We start from the raw sequence: 21,140 nt of genomic DNA on the forward strand, positions 1-21,140 counted from the left end.
TGAAGGGTGAAAAGTTCTTTCACAGAGCTTTTTGCCCTTGCTCTTTATATATAACAGGTGCAAATCTGCAATGTCAAGAGCAGGCGGATTTTCCGCCTGTCTTAACTGTTTCAGAGTTACTGTTCACTCCATTCTCAGTAACACGCTTCGCGATGCACAGAATTTATGCTGATCACATAAATCCGCAACCCCGCAGGGGACTTACTTGCTTCAGTTAAAATATTTTCTGAGAAGATAAGTCGGAGTGCAGCTCCATGCGTGGCAGTAGCTGTTGACAATGCTGCTTCCATATGGAGATTCTGCAGGATTTTCCGGATTATAAAGCTCCCAGAATGTATCCGCACCGTGGCTTATCATTCCGCCCCAGTAATATTTCATATATTCCATTGCCTGGTCTTTTTTACCACACATCAGAAGTGCTTCCACAAAATGATGGTTCATATACGGAGAAACCATTCCTTTTTCCGGTTTCAGTTCCACCAGACGATCCAGTATTTCTGCTCCTTCTTCGCCGCTGACTACTTCCGCCAGGATCATCCATACCTGACTTGCATAGTTGATCTGTTTTTCGTCGCCACTGACGAACAGCCCGATCTTTTCAGCAAACTGCTCTTTTGCGATTTCCATCTGACGGTATGCACAGGCACTTAAATCCTTTAAGGTCTCCTTGTCACCGGATGCTTCGTAGTAGTCACAGAGGGCTGCTCCGAAGAACATGGAATAATCCAGAAGGAAGGTATCATCCACAATAAATTTCGGTTCTGTGAAAAGGCAGGCACTTACCTGTCCATTGTCCTTTGTCTGTCCTGCAAACAGATACAGACATCTTTTTACCAGCTTCATGTTGTGGAATGTCTCATAATTTGCAAGCGCCTGAAGTCTTAAATCTCCAAGCCACAGACGGCGGTCTCTCTTAGGGCCGTCCTCAAATACGGTCTGCATGCAGTTTTGCAGGGTACGAAGGCTGACACGATCTAGTCTGCAGATCATTTCATCCTCGCTTTCCACCGGCTTCACATTTCCAGTCACTGACTGCTGACAGTGCCCTGACGCATTTTTATGCCCATGTGCTGTACCGCAAGACCGTGGGAAATTATCCGATCTTTCACAGTGGAAATGATGCACAGATCCATGACATGCTGGAAAATCTCTATATCGAATATCTCGGCCACGCAAAATACAGCTGCACCTTTCTCAACTCCATGCTGGTCATGTTCTGGGCCATGCTGCTGCGTTTTCACGAAAATGATATTGAATCCATCCTTACAAAGGACAGCACCGGACGGACATTTTTACAGATCATCCGGGATATCAAGCTGAACCAGGCATGTCATGCTCTGCGTGAAACCTCTCTCAACAATCTTGCGATCTGTGAACTTATAGGGTATGAAAGTCCGGAGCATTTCATACGTACTTTAAAAAAAACATATGGAATGACTCCCGATGAATACCGGAAGAAGAACAGGGAATAAAAGATTACAAGATCTTATATATTTTCTGTATAACAGATGCCGTTCCGGGAGATACTTATCATATCCTCCCCTTTAGAATGCAGAGGGCTTCGCGATGGTGCAGGCCCTCTGCGTTTCTCTTTTCACACTGAAGGTCATTTCACACCAAGCTTCTCAAGCGCCTTCGCCGCCTGCTTCAGATTCTCAAACTGGATGGTATGGATACCGGCTTTTCCGGCTCCTTCACAGTTCACGGCACGATCATCCAGAAATACCGATTTCTCCGGTTTCAGGCTGTAACGCTTCAGAAGTGTTTTGTAAATATCCACCTCAGGCTTGATCTGCTGCACATCACAGGAAAATACCACTCCGTCCATATATTTCAGAAAAGACATATCCTGCTTTGTACGATCCAGCATATAAGTTCCGTAGTTGGAAAGGACATAGAGATGATATCCCTGATTTTTGAGATATTTCACCCAGGTTTCCGCATAATCATACAGATGCATACACTCCGGATCACGTCGTACCACCTCACGGATATCTGCTTCATATTCCGGTGCACTTTCCACAAATTTATCTACATACCAGGACTCCTCATGCTGTCCACGGTCCTGTTCCTCCCAGATCGGGTTTCGAAATACTGCATCTGCGATTTTCTGATACTTTTCTTCCGGGAAGTCATAGCTCCGAAGATACTCTTCCCAGTCATAGCCCATCAGCACATTTCCCACATCAAAAATAATATTCTCGATCATACGGTTTTCATCCTCTCTCGGCTTCTTATTTCCCCAGATCCGGTACGCCATCCAGAAAACATACGCTACGATCGGTACCAGAACAGCTGCCGCAAAAGCCCCCCGGAACAAAGCCTGGGCGTTTTCACTGCTTCCCCAGGCAAATGCCATTGGAAGGCAGAATATAAGAAGTAATATGACAACACCTGCAAGTGCCGCGATTCTTTTAAAATTTTTCATTGAGCTTCCTTTCACATGATACATCCGCTATTCTATCTGTTATTTTAACTGAATATCTCTTTGAAACAAAAGGGCGCCGGAGAAATTCTTCCCCGGCGCTTCCTGTTGTCATAATCCTGATACTGTAAAAATAATTATCTGTAAATGATGTCGCTTCTTCCTGGTCCGTTAGAGATCATTGTGATCGGGAATCCAATATGTTTTTCTACGAACTCTACATATTTTCTGCAGTTCTCCGGAAGATCCTCATATTTTTTGATTCCACGGATATCGCATTTCCATCCCGGAAGCTTCTCAATAACCGGTTTTGCTTTCTCAAGCTGCACAGTTGTCGGGAATTCTGTTGTTACCTCTCCGTCGATCTCATAGCCTGTGCAAACCGGGATCTCATCCAGATATCCCAGAACATCCAGTACTGTAAAAGCAACGTCTGTAGCTCCCTGGAGACGGCATCCGTATTTGGATGCAACACAGTCGAACCATCCCATACGTCTCGGACGGCCTGTAGTAGCACCGAACTCACCACCGTCACCGCCACGTTTTCTCAGCTCATCTGCTTCCTCGCCGAAGATCTCAGAAACGAATGCACCTGCTCCAACTGCACTGGAGTAAGCTTTGCATACGGTTACGACCTTCTTGATCTCATATGGAGGCAGGCCTGCACCGATGGCACCATAAGCAGCCAGTGTGGAAGAGGATGTAACCATCGGATAGATTCCGTGATCCGGGTCTTTCAGAGTTCCGAGCTGTCCCTCAAGAAGAACCTGTTTTCCCTCTTTCAGTGCATTCCAGAGATAGAGAGATACGTCGCATACGTATGGCTCAACCATCTTCTTGTATTCCATCAGCTCATTCATGATGTCTTCCGGTTTCAGAAGAGGCTTATGATAGAGATGCTCAAGTGTTACGTTCTTGGTCTCGCAGATACGTACAACCTTCTCTTTCAGTGCTTCCTCATCAAAAAGCTCACTTACCTGGAAGCCGATCTTTGCATATTTGTCAGAATAGAACGGAGCGATTCCGGATTTTGTGGAACCGAAAGCCTTGCCTCCAAGACGCTCCTCTTCATACTGATCGAACAGAATGTGGTAAGACATTACCATCTGTGCTCTGTTGGAGATCAGGATCTTCGGTGCCGGCACTCCACGGCCTACTACTTCGTTGTACTCCTTGAAGAATACCGGAATGTTCAGTGCAACACCGTTTCCGATGACACTGGTCGTATGTCCGTAAAACACACCTGACGGAAGTGTATGAAGTGCGAATTTACCGTAATCATTTACGATGGTGTGGCCCGCATTGGCTCCACCCTGAAATCTTACGATGATATCAGCTTTCTCAGCAAGCATATCTGTGATCTTGCCTTTACCTTCATCTCCCCAGTTTGCTCCTACTACTGCAGTTACCATAACACAGTTCCTCCTTGTGTCTTTCTCTATTATTCGGAACGACATGTTCTCTGCCTGTAATACACAGAGACACGTCATTCCTGTCTGTGTTCATTTCTTAATGTTTATAACATCTTGGAATTATACGTTGATCTCAACCTTAACGCCAAGCAGATCCTTATGTGCATCCAGAACCGGCTGTACCACATTGGCGATAAATGCCTCTGTCTGCTCTTTGGCACGTCCTGTATATCTGGACGGATCCATGGATTTCTGAAGATCCTCAAGAGTCAGGTTAAATGCCGGATCTGCTGCGATCAGCTCAAGAAGATTGTTATCTTTACCCTCTACCTTCACGTTCTTTCCTGCTTCCATGGAAAGCTCACGGATACGCTCATGAAGTTCCTGACGGTCTCCGCCTGCCTTAACTGCATCCATCATGATATTCTCAGTTGCCATAAATGGAAGCTCAGACATCAGTCTCTTCTCGATAACCTTCGGATAAACAACCAGTCCGTCTACAACATTGAGGCAGAGATCCAAGATTCCGTCGATCGCAAGGAATCCTTCCGGAACGCTGAGACGCTTGTTTGCAGAGTCGTCCAGAGTTCTCTCAAACCACTGTGTTGCAGATGTGATCGCCGGGTTCAGTGCATCGATCATCACATATCTGGACAGGGAAGCAATTCTCTCACTTCTCATCGGATTTCTCTTATATGCCATAGCGGAAGATCCGATCTGGGATTTCTCAAATGGCTCCTCTACTTCTTTCAGATGCTGAAGAAGACGGATATCGTTGGACATCTTATGTGCACTTGCAGCGATTCCCGCAAGGATATTCAGCACACGGGTATCAACCTTTCTGGAATAGGTCTGTCCGGAAACCGGATAGCAGGATCTGAATCCCATCTTCTCTGCGATCATCGGATCGATCTTGTCGATGGTCTCCTGATCCCCGTCAAAAAGTTCCAGGAAGCTAGCCTGTGTACCGGTTGTTCCCTTGGAGCCAAGAAGCTTCATAGTGCTTAATACATACTCAAGGTCCTCAAGATCCATCAGGAATTCCTGAGTCCAGAGAGTTGCTCTCTTACCTACGGTTGTCGGCTGTGCCGGCTGGAAATGAGTAAACGCCAGAGTTGGCTGGTCCTTATACTGCGCTGCAAACTTGGAAAGCTCTGCGACCACGTTCACAAGTTTCTTGCGGACAAGCTTCAGCGCCTCTGTCATAACGATGATATCCGTATTATCTCCTACATAACAAGAGGTTGCTCCCAGATGGATGATGCCTTTTGCCTTCGGGCACTGTACGCCAAACGCATACACGTGAGACATTACATCATGGCGAACCTGACGCTCACGCTCCTTAGCCACATCATAATTGATATCATCCGCATGAGCCTTCATTTCGTCGATCTGCTCCTGGGTAATGTTAAGGCCAAGCTCACGTTCCGTCTCAGCAAGTGCGATCCACAGCTTTCTCCATGTGCGGAACTTCATGTCCGGGGAAAAAATATACTGCATCTCTTTACTTGCATACCGCTCTGACAGCGGGCTAACATATCTGTCTGTATTCATTACTACCTCCTGATCACATACCTCCGGGCCGGAATGGCGAAAGATCCGTTATCTGCCCGGTTCTGGTTAATTCACGCCTCTTGAAATTATATAACATTGCCTCTTTAAAAGCAACCGTTTGTTACTCCATACCCTGATGGAATTTTCCCAAAAATTCCTTCATTCTGCCATTTTCGGAAGAAAATACCTCCTGCGGCGTTCCCTCCACTGCGATCACACCCTTATCCATAAAGATGATACGGTCGGAAATATCTCTTGCAAAATTCATTTCATGAGTAACGATCACCATGGTAATATGCTCCTGAGCAAGATCCTTGATAACCTTCAGGATCTCACCGGTCAGCTCCGGGTCAAGTGCAGATGTAGGTTCATCAAAAAACAGGATCTTCGGATTCATACAGAGCGCACGGGCAATGGAAACTCGCTGCTGCTGTCCTCCGGAAAGCTGAAAAGGATATGCCTTCTCCTTGTCTGCAAGGCCCATTTTCTTAAGAAGGCTTCTTGCCTGGGCGTAAACCTCATCTTTCTTTCTCTTCTGCACCTTCAGAGGTGCATCCACTATATTTTTCAGTACGGAAAAATGCGGAAACAGATTGAACTGCTGGAACACCAGTCCCACATCACCGTTTTTGATGATCTCGCCGCTGTCCGGCGTCTCAAGTCCTGTGGCACAACGCAGGATGGTTGACTTGCCGGAACCGGAAGGACCGATGATACTTAAAACTTCTCCCTCTTCCACGTCAAGAGAGATATCTTTGAGAACTTCCAGTCCGTCAAAGCTTTTTTTGATATGTTTCATTTCAAATAATTTCATATTTTATACTCTCCATTCCGGTTAGCGGTAGTAATTCATACTTTTCTCAACCTTCTGCATCACAACAGCCACGATCAGGTTGAACACATAATAAAATATCGCAGCGATCACAAATGGCATCATTGTTGTCTGTGCACTTGCGATCTGCTTGGCAATGGTAAACATCTCCGCAACTGCCACAACAAACGCAAGGGAAGTATCCTTGACCAGCGTAATGACCTCATTTGTAATAGACGGCAAAATCCTCTTGATCACCTGTGGAAGGATGATGCGGAAAAATGTCTGCACCTTATTGTATCCAAGGATCTTTGCAGCTTCATACTGTCCCACCGGCATGGATTCAATGCCGCCGCGGTAGATTTCTGCAAAGTAAGCTGCATAGTTGATGGCAAATGCGATAAATACAGCGATCAGACTATATCCCATGGAAATACGGATCCCGAAGATAAAATAAGGGCCGAAATATACAACCATCAGCTGCAGCATCAGCGGCGTTCCTCTCATGATGGATATGTACCCGGATACAATGGTACGGATCACTTTGTTTCTGGACATTCTGCCAAAACAGATCAGAAGTCCCAGCGGCAGAGAAAACAGCAAGGTTACAAAAAAGATCTCAATAGAGACCAGCATTCCTCCTGCCAGCTGCTGGAGCATTACACTAAAACTCATTTTTTTCCTCCTGGTTCGGAGTATCAGTCCCATTTATCGGACTGATACCTGTAATTCCTGTAAACAACAGGAAATGAGCGTGTACGGCAGCTCTTTCTGCGCCGAAGCACCCTCATTTCCTTTTTATGCGGAAGCTTCAAAAGCTTCTGCTATGTTTCTTATTTCTACTGCTGTTGGATAGCTAAAAAAATATCTTCACAGCTTTTACTGTGCCGGATCTGTACCGGATCATTTGGATTCAGAATCGGTTTCTTTCTCTGTGCTGTCTGCACTTTCTTCTGTGTCAGCTTCTGCTGAATCAGAATTCTCTGTCTTATCCTTGTCCTCGCTGATGCAGAGCATGCTCTTATCCAGTTCATACTTATCTGCAAGCTTGTCAACCTCACCGGACTCGTCAAGCTTCTTGACCTCATCCCATACGAGATCCTTCAGTTCATCATTTCCCTTCTTGAATCCGATGCCATACTGCTCGTTCTGGATTGGCTCGTCAAGGATCACATATTTATCCTTGCCTCTCTGGGAAAGCTGATAGTTAGCAACACCGATATCAACAGCAACAGCGTCTGCAGCTCCGGAATCAATATTCATAAATGCAGTGTTGTAGTCCGGATTCTCTGTAAGAGATGCAAAGCTGTCCTTCAGTTCCTTATTGTCATCGTTGTTCAATGCGTCCAGTGCAGCGGATGCAGCCTGTACAACTACGTTCTTGCCCTTAAGATCCGCAAGCTTCTCAATTTCAAAATCCTTGGCAACTACGATCACCTGCTCATTGTTGATGTATGGATCACTCCATGTATAGTCATCCTCACGTCCGTTGATAGTAAATCCATTCCATATACAGTCGATCGTTCCGGAGTTCAGCTCCATATCCTTGGAATCCCAGTTGATAGGCTTCTTAACAAGTTCCCAGCCAAGATTATCACATACTTCCTGGGCAAGGTCAAGGTCAAATCCTACATATTCTCCGTTATCATCCTTATATCCGAACGGAGGATATTCAGCATCAAATCCTACGATCAGGGTCTTATCCTCAACACCTGCCTGTACACTCACTCCTGTTACCATCATTCCTATTGTCATCGCTGCCGCCATTACTACTGCAACTGTTCTTTTCTTCATGGTCATTCTCCTTTTTTCGGTTATCCCTTTATCACATGGTCACTCTACCACGTGAAAGCGTATGGTTATAGTAACATACCCAAAAGGAGCTGTCAAGAGCAAACCTTCTGCTCTGCCAGATAATCTTTGTATTTCTTTCTGGCCGTTTTCAGATATGTTCTGGAAATTGGGATTTCCGTCTGTCCGACCACAAAACTGTTCTTCTTAAGTGAAGTTACCTTCTCCATGTTGATACAAAAGCTCTGATGACATCTCAGAAAGCTGCTGTCTGACAGCTGTCCCGAAAAATCCCCCAGCCTGGCCCTGCAGCTGATCTTTTTTCCATCGGTAAGATGAAATGTCACACTGTGAAGACTACTGGATATATATGCCAGATGATCGTGCTGCAGTGTATAAACCCGTGTCCTGTAGCGAAAATACAACGCTCTTCCGCCTTCACGCCTGCACACCTCCAGGATATGTACCAGAACATGTTCCAGTTCTCCACTTTCAACCGGTTTGACCAGATAGTTATAGGCAAACACTTCAAATGCTTCTTTATAGAATTTTTCATTCTCTGCCACCAGCACAACCGGGATATAATGTCCTTTCAGGCGCATTGTCCGTACAGTTTCCAGACTCCTGCCCTGATCACCATCCAGCCCCAGAAATATCAGATCGCAGATCTTGTGTCCCTCTGCCAGTCCTTTCAGAAGACTCTCTCTGGTCCGATACAGAAGGAGCTCTGCATCAGGGACCAGTGTGGAAAGCTGCCTGTACAGCTTCTGTGCATCCTTTCGTATTTCATCACATATCGCGATCGTCATCACTGCCATTGCCGTGTTTTCCTCCCTCATGCTCTTTCTGATATTAACATTTTATTTTCAAAGAAAGACCTACGCAATATGTGCTTCTAATTGTGCCTTGTTTTTTTACAAATTATTGCAATTCATGATCTGTTTTCGTATAATAATGTCATATAAGTGCCAAAAGGAGTACTACTATGTCTGATTTCAGCAACAAATGCCGGGAATACCTAAAGGATACAGGAGAAAACGTTTATCAGTTATCTGCTTCTTCGGGACTTGACCGTACCTCGCTACAACGTATGATCACAGGGAAACGTCTTCCCGGTATTGATTTTGTGCGCCAGTTCTGCGATTCCCTCCGGATCAATCCTTCCCAACGCCGGGAACTGATGGAATTATACAAAATAGAAAAAATCGGAAAAGAAATATATTACAACCGCAAATATATACAGGAGCTTCTGGGTGTTATCAGCTCCCAGCAGGTCATTTCCCGGGAGGGTTTTCTCAAGCTTCCATCCTTTCCCTTTTACCGTGGAACTTTTTCTCTTGATGTGGAAAAGAAGGTCCTGAACCTTTTTGAGGACATCCTGTCTTCCGGTTCTTCTGAAACGATCCGTACCAACCTTCCGGCCAACTGCCGGCTTCTTGTACAGATCTTTTCCCATCTTTATCCCAAATATGAGAAACTGCCACCGGTGATCCAGATCCTGCCGCTTCACCAGAACCCGTCCGCCTCACCGGATTACAACATGAATCTGGAAACCTTTCTCTGCACACTCCTTCCGATCCTGTCAGGTTTTGTGGGCTACCAGCCATATTATTACTATACTCAGACAGGCCGAGAGTTTTCCAGCTATGAACTGTTTCCTTTTTTCTTACTCACTGAAAAAAAGCTGCTGCTGTTATCCTCGGATATGATGACCTGTATTTTTACTGAAAATCCGGAAGCGATCCACGCATATCAACAGGAATTCCGGCGGGCTCTTGAGAATTCCAGCCAATTCTTCCTGCAGTCGGATTCTCCGGACAAGATCCTTAATATCTTTGGTTCTATCATGCAGACAAAGATCTCAACAAATTTTGCACTGGAATCTCATCCCTGCCTTGCACTGATGTCCTATGGTCCGGGCTTTATTCAGTCATTGTTTGATAACAGGGATATCGATCTTTCCAATCCGGTCTATACCCAGCTGGCAGCGGTTCTGAACCAGACTTCCTTTTCTTTTACAGAATCTGCCTTTTCCTGCAATTATTTTACACTGAGCGGGATCCGGAAATTTGCCCGTACCGGACTCCTTGACGGACCTTATTCCTACCATCAGACCCCTCTTCCGAAAGAAGAACGAAAAAAAGCCCTCAAGCATCTTCTTGACACAGATATGGGACATGAAAAATGCAGGATCCTGAAGCCTTCCGTACTTCCTGAAACCGGGATCCATCTGGAAGTTCTGTCTGACTATTCCGTTTTTCTCTGCTTTCTTTCCGAAAAAGATACTTTTCTCTGTATCTATCTGAAAGAGACCAGTATCGGACAGGCCCTGAATGATTACCTCTGTTCCCTGTCTGAGGAAGAATCCGTATATACAAAAAAAGAAGCCCGGCAGATCCTGCTGGGACTTCTTGAACAGCTTTAAGAGCCGGTACTTCTGTGATATTCTCTTGTGAGATCCTCCAGGATCCTGTCGGTTTCTCCGGATGCGATATGCTGCTCCGGGAGACCGGCAAAGCTTTTCAGAGCCTGGTCTGTTTCCTGCCTTACCATTTCATCTGTCTTCAGATCTTCCTGTCGTTTCCTGTATTCTTCTTCACTGTGAACACTGCGGTAGGCCAGAAGATAAACCTTCAGCGCTTTCTCTGAATGATTCTCCTTCCATGCTTTCCAAAAGCAATCCAGCGCTTTATCCATCTGGAACAGGTAACTGTATGCGCATCCCTGATTATGCAGGATCCTTTCACGCATCTCTCCGGTGATTTCTTTCCCGCCATGCTCCAGAAGCTTCTGATAAACACGGAGTGCATTCACATACATCCGATTCTCCATCAGCGCATCACCTTTGCGTTTCTCCCGTATTTCTTCAGGTTCACGTTTTCTGGCTTCAATGCGCCCGTTTAAGGTCTTAAGCTCTTCATAAGCCAGATAATTGATCTCTTTAAATATCGGATACAGTACTTCTTCAAGTCCGGCCTCTCTTCCAATATAAGGTTTCAGCTTGGCCGCAAGCTTCGGAAGCTCCAGTTCTTCCTCCAGCCAGGTACAGAGCTTACTGCTGATCAATGAGCTGTCCACAAGATAAAGATTGTTATAAAGATAATAGCAGAGTTCTTCTATAGAATAGATATTGGTACTGATATTTTCGATATAAAACGGCTTCTCTGCCTTTTTTACCTGACATAAAATATATCCGCTCATGCCTGCTTCCTTTCTTCCTGCTCATCCCATCGTACCAGTTCCCTCCAGATCTTCCCACTGGAAGGATACATTTCGCCAAAGCCCAGATCCTCTACTGTGATCTCACAGTCTCTCGGCGATACGTATTTCAGCGTGAGGGAAAGCCTTGAAGTCCGATTAGGCCGCTTTGGCAGACCCTCAAGTGCCATGGCCACACGTTTCTTCTCGGTTTCTTCCGGAATACTTACTACAAATACCAGTTCACTGGTATCATCCAGGATCAGCTCGCAGGATGCACTGCATTCATACCAGTTGCTGCCGCTTTCGATCAGCGGATAGTAAGCCGGAGAGCCCATCACCCGCATATCCATTCCTACGTCCGCAGTCACCAGCGAATCACTTAAATAGCGGTAACCTTTGAGTTTTTTATCCTCCAGCCTGTCCTTACCGGCTATGCAGGCTCCCTTTGCAAAAAGATTGTTTCCGTAAAAAACCTTCCGTCCCTGATGACACAGGAGCTTTACAGACTGCTGTGCCCACTGCTGGTCAAATCCTTCTCCCGTGATCTGCACACTGGAGAAGAGCTCTTTGCCGAGAGTCTTACTGATAAAACGGTAAAATTCCACATCACGGATCTCTTCTTCCGGTTCAAGCTTTGTACTGACCGGATCCTCCAGTTTTACAAGCACCGGTCTGGAAGAGCCGTTGATGGTCAGCTTCCGGAAAGTTACCGTATCGCCTGCAAAGGCATACCATCCTACACTTCGATTCCAGGTTTCCCGTTTCTGTCCCAGTGCATAATAATAAAAGCTCTCGCCATAGTCCATAAGCATATATTTCTCACGGGAAAAACCTGCAAGGCTGCAGGCCTTCTGATAATTCCGTACCTGAAGTGTACTAAGCTCCGGCGATGTGATACAAAGGCACCGGGTATTCTTTACGATATCCTGGATTCCCAGAAATTTCAGGATTCCCCTTAGAAAATGTGCCAGAAGCTCTGCCGGCTCTTTTTCCTCTCCTGCCACCTGGATCTTTTCTTCCTTCTGACAGATATCATAGATATTTCCGATCATGATCCCGCCCTTTTCCCTGGCAAAATACTCTGCTTCCAGGCCTACGCAGTAATCACCGTGATCGGTACGATAGCAGATACAGCCCGGAGCTTCGTACTGACTGGCTCCTACCTTCATGGAAAGAGAACGGGCTTCTTCTGCTTTTCTGTCATAATAACAGATCTGTGTGTATTCTTTTCCAATATCAATTCCTATGATCAAGTCACGAATTTCATTCATCTTTCCGGTTCCTTCTCTATGACAAACATTTCATTAACGTACTGTTCCTGCCGGAGATACTGTGCCAGCTTCTCCTTCACTTCCGTATCTTTCTCCAGTTTCCTTGCACAGAGTATTTGATTGATCAGCTGATATTTGCTGGATGCCTGGTCATTACTCTGGCTCATGGTCAGTATTTTTTCTTCCGTTTTGTGTACACCGGTTTCATCTTCTGTCTGGAAATAATATCGCAGGGTCTCTCCATAAAACAATGTAAATGCTCTGGCAAAAATTCCCTCATAGACATTTTTGAGCGGTTCACTTTTATAGTCCGGTACAGTTCCAAGTCCTGTATCCAGGGAATAATACAGTGTGACCAAAGTCTCCGGTGAAGTATGATACTCTACAAAAGTCTTATCATCCAGCTGATACGGTCGCAGGATACTCTGATCCAGATTCCGGAAAAACTCAAATAGCATTCCTTCCTTTACACAGGAGGAGAGGATTTTTTCCTCCATTTCCAGATTTTCTTCATCAGCAGTTTTTTCTTCGGAAAGCAGTTTCAGAAGGGTCAGGTCACAGATCCGGTCTCCGGGCCACTCCTTTTCTCTGCGATTTTTCAGATACTCCTTAAGTCCAGGCATCTCCGGCATTTCTTTTACAAACATTCCGTAAGACATCAGAGTCAGATACGCACCAATCACACTCTCTTTTCCGGAATGACGGATATATGCTTTCAGGATATCCGCACCCTCTGGCCGGTAATCCCAGTTAAACATCAGAAGAGAAAGGATCCTCTCCTCCAGATTATAGGTATCCATCTCAAACCCACAGGCACTTTTCCAGATATCCAGAAGTTCATCCACAGGTCCAAACCGGAATTTCATCAGATACATGAGGATCACTTCATCATAGATTCCCTGTCGGTATACATGAGAGGAAAGTGCGATCAGCTCTTCGTCTTCCGCACAGTCACAGCGGATGATCATACGGCTTACCAGCTTCAGAAGCGCACGCTCCTCTACTCCTTCAAATCCAAATGCTTCCACCACGCTCATAGCCTGCGGAAACAGTCCCCGCTGGATCAGGATCTCCAGAAGGGTTTTCCGGTCGACCATGGCATATTCCCGATAATCCATCATCTCCAGACAGGCATCCAGATCTTCTCCCTGCACGTGATCCCGATAATAATCCAGGATCTTTTTGCGGATCAGCCTCTTATATTCATCGGTAAACGCCGGTGAAAGGACCAGTTTCTGAAAAATTCCCAGATTCTTACGACTGATCTCCTGACCCTGACAGTAATACAAAAGCACAGCCGGTTCATCCGCCCCTTTTTCCAGCACTGCCGGAACCATCTCACGATCATCAAAAAGTGGTGTCAGATTATAATCTACCGTAGCAGCATAACGTCTCTGTTTTTCATCCTGAAATACAACGGCCGCATCTTCGCTGCAGATCCTTGGGTAAGCGATCCCATGGATACACGGATAGATTTCTTCCTGTTTCATCTGTCTGTGACGGACGATCACACTGCGGACCTTCGGATCATCCGTATACAGCCGGCAGGTAAACATTCTGGAGGCGATCACCTGCGCTTTTTCGCTGTCCGATGGTTCCCGCATGAATTCCTGATAAACAGCGGCATAATTTTCATTCATCCGGCCTTCCCGTAACTTACGGAAAGCAAATTCTTCCATGCTTTCACGATAACTTTCGTATGTCTGTGGATCACGTTCCTTCCCTGCAATGATGCATGCATACAGATAGGCACGCTTGGAATCACCGAGAGTATTGTTGTTATAGGTAAAATACATCAAAAGCGGTTTCGGCAGGACTCTCCGATAAGAAGTATCCAGTGTTTCCACATAATATTCATACAGCCGTGTGATCCGAATCCCGCGGTCCACGGCAGCGGAAAACCACTGAAAATATTCCGGTTTTCTTGGATTTCCCTTCATAATATATTTACAGATAGCTTCCACGGTATCATCCGACGGAAAGGCTTCACATCCCATGGCCATAGCACGGTACAGACTTTCGTTAAAAGCTTTCTCATAACCGGAAAGATATGCCAGGCGCATGACCAGCTCTTCCGTCAGCATCTGTTCTTTTCCTGCAAAAAGGAATACCTGGGCCCAGAACCCATTGATTCGATGCAGCAGAGACATATCTGCACAAATACTGTTCCATGCTTCCAGATACAGAAAAGGACTTGTACATCCCCGCTCAAAAAGTTCCTCCATCAGAAAGATCTTTTTTGACGGAGAAAGCGTATGATCCATTTCAAATACCAGTTTCAGAAGGATAAAGCTGTCTTCCTTCTGCATCTGGAAATTCTGTACCTTGCGGAGGGCCTGTTCCTTATCCCGGTACAGCCCGGTCTGTGTACACAGATACAGATAAATCCCTGCCAGTTCCAGTTCATTGTGATGAAAGGATTTATTCTGATAACGCTCAAGGATTTCTGAAGCCTGGTCATCTTCTCCTTCCAGATGAAGAAGATAGGCTTCCAGAAGCTGATATTCCGGATATTTCAGTCCGTTTTCGCCCATACGGTCAAGCTTCTCATGAGTAGAGGCTGTCCAGGCCTGAAAATCTGTTCTTTTACAGAGATATCCCAGGTATTCCTTCATCAGAGATATCCGGTACTGTTTTTCCAGAAGATCCAGGTTCACGGCACTCTCAGTTCCTCTGGATGCAAGAACGTGATATACCAGTTTCTGGTATGGGGTTTTTACAATGATCTCGCCGTACTGATTTCCTTTTCCAAGTTTTTCCTGGCGGATCACATAGTTTATTTCACAGGTACTTCCGATAAAATCCTCTTCTGTGACCACATGCTTGCCTGCCTCCAGAAAATCCCCGTTTACCTCAATATCTGCCCGCAAGTGTCCCCATCCGCTCCTGTGGATATAAAGGGATTCCTGAACAGATTCACTGACATCATAAAAACCGGCCTCTTCTCTGTTCAGACTCAATGTCACCTTTTCCTTGGCACCGGCTGCGATCAGAAATTCCTCCAGATGCTGATAGGTCACCGGCTGCTGTGACATTCCTGCATAAAGAGAACGGATCTTCTCACTCTGATCACTCAGGATCAGGGAAAAATGTCGTTCTGTAAAGATCCGGTAAGCCTCATGGAAATCTTCCTTTGCAATATGCAGAAATTCTTCCAGAGAAGATACCTTTCTGCCTGCACTCTTCACCTCTTCCGTCTGTACCTGTACAGTGAACGGCAGCTTATATTCTCCGATACTGGTAGTAAAACACAGCCAGCCTTCAAAGCTCTCTCCCGGCTTCATTCCCTCTGCATCTACCCCATAAGGCATGCGCACTGTGGTTCCGGAAAAGCGGTCAAATCCGGGCACCAGTCTCCGGTCAGATGAAGTCACAAAGCCACTGATCCTGCGGTTGTCATCGGTACCGAAATAAATCTCATCCTTTGTAGTCTCTCCTGCCTTCAGCGTAGCGAAAATACGGTCCTGTGAAAACAGAAGCTCAGGCTGTTCATAAATAAATTTTCCGTTAAGAAGCTGTTCTATCCTCTTTTTCAAAATATATACTCCTCATCAATATACACTGATTGTTGTCACTCGTATTTTATGATTATACACCAGATCAGAATGTGGCGCAACAGGTGTTCGCCTCTGTCCTTTTTATAAAGTTTCTGTTGGAAAAGCACGAAAAGCACGTCCGGCTCATAAGCTATAAGGAAATCCCCTTTGAGGTGAACCCTTGAAAACCTTTCTGAAACCGCTTTCTTTTGCGGAAGAGCAGTTCTATCTTCTGCAGCTCCAAAGGGGCGATCCGGAAGCAAAAAATATTCTTATCGAACACAATCTCCGCCTCGTAGCACATGTTGCAAAAAAATATCAGGGATGTGACGAGGATCAGGATGATCTGATCTCCATAGGCACCATAGGTCTGATCAAAGCCATTTCCACCTTTGATCCCAGCCGGACTTCCAAGCTTTCCACTTATGCTGCACGGTGCATTGACAATGAGCTTCTCATGATGTTCCGTGCCCGCAGGAAACGTTCCAGAGAAGTTTCTCTCTATGAGCCCATCGGCACAGACCGGGAAGGCAACGAGATCAGCCTTCTCGATATCATTGAAAGTCCACCCGTTGATGTTGTGGATGATTGTTTCAAAAGGGACAGCATTTCCTATCTTCTCCGTTGTATCCGGACAGTACTCTCCCCAAAGGAATACCAGGTGATCTGCTGCCGCTACGGTTTGAATGGTCAGGAGCCACTGACCCAGCGAGAGATTGCTGAAAATCTCTCCATCAGCCGCTCCTATGTATCCCGTATCGAAAAGAACGCTCTTCGAAAACTCCGTACTCTTTTTCCTGAAAATCAGTAAAGGGGAGAACGTTCTTTTCGTTCTCCCCTTTACTCTCTTATCCACCCTTTCGGATCATTCACCTCTTCGGAGAATATCAAATACCTCCGGCATCTCAGTCAGTTTCACATAGATCCTCTGCTGAGCATGTGGTGCACTCTCCATAGCTTCGCCCTCTTCATTATAAATGGCTTCCACTGTGACCGGAATATTCCTTCCGTCCGGTTTCATGATCTCGATGGTCTCTCCTACAGAAAACTTGTTTCTCTGTGTCAGTCTTGCCAGACCTCTCTCATCGATCTCTTCTGCAAATCCAAGATATGTGTATTCTCTTACATATGTGTTGCTGTCATAGATCTGGGTATTCTCATCCGGCTTTCCGTAAAAAAATCCGGTGGTAAACTGACGGTAGGTACAGTTTGAGATCTGCTCCTGATACCACGGCATATTTGCATGATATTTTTCCGGACTTTCCATACAGTCGTCAATGGCTTTGCGGTAGGTTCTTGCCACTGTTGCCACATAAAGAGCTGTTTTCATACGTCCTTCGATCTTCAGGCTGTCAATACCGCTTGTAAGGATATCTTCCATATGTTCTACCATACAGAGATCCTTGGAATTAAAAATAAAAGTTCCTCTCTCATTTTCAAATACCGGCATGTATTCTCCCGGACGCTTCTCCTCCACAACAGAATATTTCCATCTGCAGGGATGGGTACAGGCTCCCTGATTGGCATCTCTTCCTGCCATAAAGTTACTGAGAAGACATCTTCCGGAATAGGAAATGCACATGGCACCGTGAATAAACGTTTCAATCTCCATATCCTCCGGAATATGTGCCCGGATCTCCCGGATCTCTTCCAGAGAAAGCTCTCTTGCACTTACCACACGTTTGGCACCAAGGTTATACCAGAAACGGTAAGTCTCATAATTGGTATTATTTGCCTGTGTACTGATGTGACGCTCAATCTCCGGGCAGATTTCCTTTGCATACATAAAGATTCCCGGATCTGCGATGATCAGTGCGTCCGGTCCGATCTCCTTCAGTTCCTGAAGATATTCCCTTACACCCTCAAGATCACGGTTATGCGCCAGGATGTTTACTGTCACATAAACCTTTACACCATGGGAATGGGCAAATGCGATTCCCTCACACATATCTTCTTTTGAAAAATTCTTAGCCTTTGCACGAAGTCCAAAAGCTTCTCCGCCGATGTAAACAGCATCTGCACCATATATGACGGCAACCTTTAAAACCTCAAGGCTGCTCGCCGGAACCAATAGTTCTGGTCGTTTCATAAACCTGTTCTCCTGTTTTTACACTTACAGCCGCTCCGTCTCCAAGAGGAAGCACCGATGTACGAAGCACCGGACTGTGAGTCAGCTGCCAGAGATATTCTCTCATTCTTTTATAGATTGTACGGTTACGCCGTTCCACAAGATAATGAGATTCAATAATATCCCCTTCCTGCAGCACGTTGTCAGATACCAGCACGCTTCCCTCTTTCATCAGTCTCAGCACGTCAGGAAGCCAGTGGATATACTGGCCCTTGGCTGCGTCCATGAAGATCATATCAAAGGTTCCGGTAAGATTCTTCAGGATTTCTCCGGCATCTCCCTCCAGAAGCGTGATCTGTGACTCTCTTCCTGCGCGCCTGAAATTATCCTTTGCGACAGGAATTCTTTTTTCATAATTCTCTATGGTAACAATTTCCATATCTTCCGGCCCATACTCACACATAAGAAGTGTGGAGAAGCCTACGGCAGTCCCCACCTCCAAAATGCGCTTCGGTTGTTTCAGTGCCAGAAGCATCCTCATAAAGCTCTGCATATCTCTCCGGATGATCGGCACCCGGTCTGCAAGTGCCTTTGTCTCCAACTCCTGCAGAAATGGAGTATTCCCCATATCCAGTGAATTGATATAGGTCTGCATGCGTTCTTCTACGATCACTGGCTGTTCGATCCTTCCTTGCTCTCTTCTCCTGACAGCACTGCAATGATCCTGGTCGGTGTATAAGCTGTACTGAGAAGGTATGTACCTGCTTTGATCTGTCCGTGATATGCGGACATTCTTTCCTGTATGGTAAATGCAAGCGCATCCTTGATAAGACCCTTTTGCTCCAGTGTCTTGCCTACTTTATATGCAGAGGCACCTTCTTTTATGACTACCGTGACCTGCTGTCCCTCTCCCGGGCTCATAGCCTGCTGGTTAAACACATCGTAGCCAAACTGATATGCTGATTTTCCAACCCAGATCAGAAATACGATAATAAAGATATATACAGCGGTTTTAAATACCCCTCCAGCCAGAAAAACGCCGGCCCTGCCAACCTTGTCTCTTGTGTCTGCCATAGTCTTTCCTCCTATAAGTCAGGAATCTGTATGTCGATCCCGTCCACCAGCGTCCTGCATATCCGCTGCATCAGTCTGCACAGCGCAAGCTCTGCGTCGAGATAGGCATTTACTTTCAGGTTCTGTCTCAGACTTGCAGACTCCTGATTGAGCTGTTCCGCAATATGGAACAGCTCATCCTTGTCTGAATGATTCTGCAGTCTGAAATTATCTCCACGGAATCTCATCACTCTGGCTTTCAGCTCAGGATCCGCTTCAAGCTGGGCTGCCTGTTTCTGATATTCCTGATATTCATCGCTTCTGTGCACAGCATCGAGAAGCTTCTCAATCTCCATGCTGATCTCATCCATGAACCTACGCCTCCATAATGATAGGCAGGATCATAGGATTTCTCTTGGTCCGTTTCCACAGATACTCTCCAAGGGCATCCTTGACCTCGGTTTTGATCTTGCCCCAGTCCGTGATATTGTTCTCCAGGCAGGAATCCAGTGCAGTTTCCACAACCTGTCTGGCATGCTCCATAAGATCCTCAGATTCTCTTACATACACAAAACCTCTGGAAACGATATCCGGACCTGCGAGAACTACATTACTGTGGCGCTCCAGTGTCATAACTACGATCATGATTCCATCTTCAGACAGGTGCTGACGGTCACGGAGTACGATATTTCCCACATCACCAACGCCAAGTCCGTCTACGAAGATCGCACCTGTATGAACGCTTCCTGTCACCTTGGCATCCTGTCCGTCCAACTCCAGAACATTTCCGGAAGAAAGGATAAAAATATTCTCCTTCGGGATTCCCAGATCTTCCACAATGTGTTTCTGTGCAGTCAGATGACGGTACTCACCATGGATCGGAATGGCATATTTCGGTTTTACGAGGGAGTAGATCAGCTTGATCTCCTCCTGGCAGGCATGTCCGGAAACATGGACATCCTGGAAAATAACCTTGGCTCCCTTCATAGACAGTTCGTTGATGACCTTGGAAACTGCCTTTTCATTTCCGGGGATCGGATTGGAGCTGAAGATGATGGTATCGTTAGGCTTGATCGTGATCTTTTTATGGATATTGGCTGCCATACGGGAAAGTGCCGCCATGGACTCACCCTGGCTTCCGGTTGTGATCAGAACCACCTTATCGTCCGGATAATTCTTCACCTGATCAATCTCGATCAGTGTGTTCTCCGGGATCTGCAGATAGCCAAGCTCTGACGCTACGGAAATAACATTGACCATACTGCGGCCTTCCACAGCAACCTTTCTTCCGAACCGGTATGCAGTGTTAATGATCTGCTGCACACGATCCACGTTGGATGCAAAGGTTGCAATGATGATCCTGGATGTACGGTACTCATTAAAAAGATTATCAAATACATGTCCCACTGTACGCTCGGACATTGTAAATCCCGGTCTCTCTGCATTGGTACTCTCACACATCAGTGCAAGCACACCCTTCTTGCCGATCTCTGCAAAACGCTGCAGATCGATGGCATCTCCAAATACCGGTGTATAATCAACTTTAAAGTCTCCTGTGTGTATCACGATTCCCACCGGTGAATAAATAGCAAGTGCGGATGCATCCTGGATACTGTGATTCGTTTTGATAAATTCCACAGCGAAATCCCCAAGATTGATCACCTGCCCGTGTTTTACCTCTTTCAATTTGGTAGAACGCATAAGGTTATGCTCTTTCAGTTTGTTGCGGATCAGTCCCAGTGTCAGCTTGGTAGCATAGATCGGAACATTGATCTCTTTCAACACATACGGAAGAGCTCCGATATGATCCTCATGTCCATGAGTGATCACAAATCCCTTCACCTTGGAAATATTTTCCTTAAGGTATGTTACATCCGGAATGACCAGATCGATTCCCAACATATCGTCCTCAGGGAAAGAAAGACCACAGTCTACAACTACAATACTGTCGCCATACTCAAAAGCGGTAATGTTCATTCCGATCTGCTCCAGACCGCCAAGTGGTATGATCTTAAGCT

Annotated in this window: 19 protein-coding genes; 3 read left to right on the forward strand and 16 right to left on the reverse strand. The window is 45.9% G+C overall.

The annotated features are described in order from the left end of the window. Nucleotides 1-210: 210 nt before the first annotated feature. Nucleotides 211-1,125 carry an alpha-L-rhamnosidase-related protein gene (locus NE671_RS13200; protein ID WP_330605278.1) on the reverse strand — a complete coding sequence of 305 codons (915 nt, stop codon included), beginning with the start codon at nucleotides 1,123-1,125 and terminating at the stop codon, nucleotides 211-213. Here NE671_RS13200 and NE671_RS13205 point away from each other — a divergent pair. Further along, the gene (locus NE671_RS13205; RefSeq protein ID WP_173740405.1) at nucleotides 1,068-1,472 is read left to right on the forward strand and encodes a helix-turn-helix transcriptional regulator; all 405 of its coding nucleotides are present in this window, start codon (nucleotides 1,068-1,070) and stop codon (nucleotides 1,470-1,472) included. The genes NE671_RS13200 and NE671_RS13205 overlap by 58 nt on opposite strands. A gap of 134 nt (nucleotides 1,473-1,606) precedes the next feature. Here the strand turns inward: NE671_RS13205 and NE671_RS13210 are convergent, their stop codons facing one another. The 7 genes from NE671_RS13210 to NE671_RS13240 form a co-directional block, all read right to left on the reverse strand. Then, the gene (locus NE671_RS13210; RefSeq protein WP_015527102.1) at nucleotides 1,607-2,428 is read right to left on the reverse strand and encodes an HAD-IA family hydrolase; all 822 of its coding nucleotides are present in this window, start codon (nucleotides 2,426-2,428) and stop codon (nucleotides 1,607-1,609) included. Nucleotides 2,429-2,562: 134 nt separating this feature from the next. Further along, complete coding sequence (locus tag NE671_RS13215) at nucleotides 2,563-3,837, reverse strand: adenylosuccinate synthase (protein ID WP_015527101.1); 1,275 nt, start codon at nucleotides 3,835-3,837, stop codon at nucleotides 2,563-2,565. Nucleotides 3,838-3,957: 120 nt separating this feature from the next. Further along, a complete protein-coding gene (gene purB, locus NE671_RS13220) occupies nucleotides 3,958-5,391 on the reverse strand; it encodes an adenylosuccinate lyase (RefSeq protein ID WP_173740406.1) in 1,434 nt (477 codons plus the stop codon). A 121-nt stretch (nucleotides 5,392-5,512) separates the two neighbouring features. Next, nucleotides 5,513-6,205 (reverse strand): amino acid ABC transporter ATP-binding protein, encoded by a 693-nt coding sequence (locus NE671_RS13225; protein WP_021652351.1) that lies wholly within the window; start codon nucleotides 6,203-6,205, stop codon nucleotides 5,513-5,515. Nucleotides 6,206-6,226: 21 nt separating this feature from the next. Then, nucleotides 6,227-6,877: an amino acid ABC transporter permease gene (locus NE671_RS13230; protein WP_022426149.1), complete on the reverse strand. Its 651-nt coding sequence runs from the start codon at nucleotides 6,875-6,877 to the stop codon at nucleotides 6,227-6,229. 228 nt (nucleotides 6,878-7,105) lie between these two features. Further along, on the reverse strand, nucleotides 7,106-7,996 hold the full coding sequence (locus tag NE671_RS13235; RefSeq protein ID WP_256164081.1) for an amino acid ABC transporter substrate-binding protein: 891 nt from the start codon (nucleotides 7,994-7,996) through the stop codon (nucleotides 7,106-7,108). Nucleotides 7,997-8,088: 92 nt separating this feature from the next. Next, nucleotides 8,089-8,811 (reverse strand): LytR/AlgR family response regulator transcription factor, encoded by a 723-nt coding sequence (locus NE671_RS13240; RefSeq protein ID WP_015527097.1) that lies wholly within the window; start codon nucleotides 8,809-8,811, stop codon nucleotides 8,089-8,091. A gap of 167 nt (nucleotides 8,812-8,978) precedes the next feature. On the opposite strand from NE671_RS13240, the gene NE671_RS13245 reads away from it, so the two are divergent. Next, on the forward strand, nucleotides 8,979-10,418 hold the full coding sequence (locus NE671_RS13245) for a hypothetical protein (protein WP_173734126.1): 1,440 nt from the start codon (nucleotides 8,979-8,981) through the stop codon (nucleotides 10,416-10,418). Here NE671_RS13245 and NE671_RS13250 read toward each other — a convergent pair. The 3 genes from NE671_RS13250 to NE671_RS13260 are packed head-to-tail and all read right to left on the reverse strand — an operon-like array spanning nucleotide 10,415 to nucleotide 16,001. Then, nucleotides 10,415-11,194, reverse strand: a complete 780-nt coding sequence (locus NE671_RS13250) for a hypothetical protein (RefSeq protein ID WP_015527094.1) — start codon at nucleotides 11,192-11,194, stop codon at nucleotides 10,415-10,417. The two genes, NE671_RS13245 and NE671_RS13250, sit on opposite strands and share 4 nt — an antisense overlap. Next, nucleotides 11,191-12,465 carry a DUF5716 family protein gene (locus NE671_RS13255; protein WP_118752550.1) on the reverse strand — a complete coding sequence of 425 codons (1,275 nt, stop codon included), beginning with the start codon at nucleotides 12,463-12,465 and terminating at the stop codon, nucleotides 11,191-11,193. Before NE671_RS13255 ends, NE671_RS13250 begins: the two co-directional genes overlap by 4 nt. Further along, complete coding sequence (locus NE671_RS13260; protein WP_256164083.1) at nucleotides 12,462-16,001, reverse strand: DUF5717 family protein; 3,540 nt, start codon at nucleotides 15,999-16,001, stop codon at nucleotides 12,462-12,464. The genes NE671_RS13255 and NE671_RS13260 overlap by 4 nt, the downstream gene beginning before the upstream one ends. A 181-nt stretch (nucleotides 16,002-16,182) precedes the next feature. Here NE671_RS13260 and sigK point away from each other — a divergent pair, with 181 nt between their 5' ends. Continuing rightward, the gene (gene sigK / locus NE671_RS13265; protein WP_110102496.1) at nucleotides 16,183-16,812 is read left to right on the forward strand and encodes an RNA polymerase sporulation sigma factor SigK; all 630 of its coding nucleotides are present in this window, start codon (nucleotides 16,183-16,185) and stop codon (nucleotides 16,810-16,812) included. A gap of 54 nt (nucleotides 16,813-16,866) precedes the next feature. On the opposite strand, the gene NE671_RS13270 is transcribed toward sigK, so the two are convergent. The 5 genes from NE671_RS13270 to NE671_RS13290 are packed head-to-tail and all read right to left on the reverse strand — an operon-like array spanning nucleotide 16,867 to nucleotide 21,132. After that, nucleotides 16,867-18,090 carry a peptidase U32 family protein gene (locus NE671_RS13270; protein ID WP_015527092.1) on the reverse strand — a complete coding sequence of 408 codons (1,224 nt, stop codon included), beginning with the start codon at nucleotides 18,088-18,090 and terminating at the stop codon, nucleotides 16,867-16,869. Further along, a complete protein-coding gene (locus NE671_RS13275; RefSeq protein WP_021652340.1) occupies nucleotides 18,050-18,742 on the reverse strand; it encodes an O-methyltransferase in 693 nt (230 codons plus the stop codon). The genes NE671_RS13270 and NE671_RS13275 overlap by 41 nt, the downstream gene beginning before the upstream one ends. Continuing rightward, complete coding sequence (locus NE671_RS13280; RefSeq protein WP_015527091.1) at nucleotides 18,739-19,143, reverse strand: endolytic transglycosylase MltG; 405 nt, start codon at nucleotides 19,141-19,143, stop codon at nucleotides 18,739-18,741. Before NE671_RS13280 ends, NE671_RS13275 begins: the two co-directional genes overlap by 4 nt. Nucleotides 19,144-19,154: 11 nt before the next feature. Then, nucleotides 19,155-19,493: a YlbF family regulator gene (locus NE671_RS13285; RefSeq protein WP_015527090.1), complete on the reverse strand. Its 339-nt coding sequence runs from the start codon at nucleotides 19,491-19,493 to the stop codon at nucleotides 19,155-19,157. A gap of 4 nt (nucleotides 19,494-19,497) precedes the next feature. Beyond that, nucleotides 19,498-21,132: a ribonuclease J gene (locus tag NE671_RS13290; protein WP_044962008.1), complete on the reverse strand. Its 1,635-nt coding sequence runs from the start codon at nucleotides 21,130-21,132 to the stop codon at nucleotides 19,498-19,500. Nucleotides 21,133-21,140: the final 8 nt, after the last annotated feature.

The organism is Blautia sp. DFI.9.10 (assembly GCF_024461705.1).
Taxonomy (GTDB): Bacteria; Bacillota; Clostridia; order Lachnospirales; family Lachnospiraceae; genus Blautia_A; species Blautia_A fusiformis.